The following is a 1,390-nucleotide window of genomic DNA, read 5'->3' on the forward strand; positions in this document are numbered from 1 at the left end:
CCGACCGAATGCAGCGACGTGGTCGCCAGTTATTCATTGTCGGACGACCTGGAGCGCTACCAGGCGCACGGGGTGCCGCTGGGCAAGCCGATTCGCAATCTGCGGCTGTACCTGCTGGACCGGCAGGGGCAGCCGGTACCAATTGGCGTGGTCGGCGAGATTCACATCGGCGGTGCCGGTGTCGGACGCGGCTACCTGAACCGGGATGAGCTGAGTGCCGAACGTTTCCTGCGCGACCCGTTCGTGGCGGAACCCGGTGCGCGCATGTACAAGACGGGCGACCTCGGGCGCTACCTGCCCGACGGCAATATCGCCTTCCTCGGGCGCAACGATTTCCAGGTCAAGGTCCGCGGTTTCCGCATCGAACCGGGCGAGATCGAGGCCCGGATGCTGGCCCAGGACGGAGTCCGGGAAGCGGTGGTGCTGGCGCGCGACGGTGGAACCGGAGAAGAGCGGCAGCTGGTTGCCTACTACACACTTCAGCCGGGTGTCACGCTCGAAGCGGTGGTGCTGCGCGCGGCGCTAGCGGCGCAGTTGCCTGACCATATGGTGCCGGCAGCGTGCGTGTTGCTGGACGCGTTGCCGCTGAACCCGAACGGCAAGCTGGACCGCCATGCGCTGCCNGCGGCGCAGTTGCCTGACCATATGGTGCCGGCAGCGTGCGTGTTGCTGGACGCGTTGCCGCTGAACCCGAACGGCAAGCTGGACCGCCATGCGCTGCCCGACCCGCAGCGCACGGCAAGCACGGGATCGGACGATGCTCCGCGTGGTGACATCGAAGCGGCGCTGGCGCGCATCTGGGCTGAGGTGCTGAGGATCGGGCAGGTTGGACGCAACGACAACTTCTTCACGCTCGGCGGTCACTCGCTGTCGGCGGTACGGGTGACTTCGCGCATCCGCCAGGTGCTGGGCGTGGAAGTACGGATTACCCAGTTGTTCACGCAACCGGTGCTGAGCGACTTCGCCGCAGTAGTGCGCGAGGCGGCGCGCAGTGCGCTGCCGCCGATCACGCCGGTGGCGCGCGGCGACGGGCTGGTGCTGTCGTTTGCGCAGCAACGGCTGTGGTTCCTGGCGCAGATGGAAGGGGTCAGCCAGGCTTACCATATGCCGCTCGGGCTGCGGCTGGAAGGCGTGCTCGACCGTACTGCCCTGCGGCATGCGCTGGACCGCATCGTGGCACGGCATGAATCGCTGCGCACGCGCTTCGTCATGCGTGACGGCGTGCCGCTGCAGTACATTGCCGATGCACACTGCGGCTTCTCGCTGCAGGAGTACGATCTGCGTGGACATGACACCGCTGAAGCGGAACTGGAACGGCTGACCGGCGAGGAAGCCGGTGCGCCGTTCGACCTGGAACAGGGACCGCTGATTCGTGGCCGGCTGCTCCGGC

2 protein-coding genes are annotated in these 1,390 nt (G+C 67.1%); both read left to right on the forward strand.

From position 1 onward, the window contains the following. The coding region (locus ASE07_RS30290) for an AMP-binding protein (protein WP_268793477.1) at positions 1 to 623 on the forward strand (623 nt) is incomplete at both ends. A 22-nt stretch (positions 624 to 645) separates the two neighbouring features. Next, positions 646 to 1,390: condensation domain-containing protein (locus tag ASE07_RS30295; protein ID WP_235548664.1), on the forward strand; the 745-nt coding region annotated here is incomplete at its 3' end.

This window comes from Noviherbaspirillum sp. Root189 (assembly GCF_001428545.1).
Lineage (GTDB): Bacteria > Pseudomonadota > Gammaproteobacteria > Burkholderiales > Burkholderiaceae_D > Noviherbaspirillum.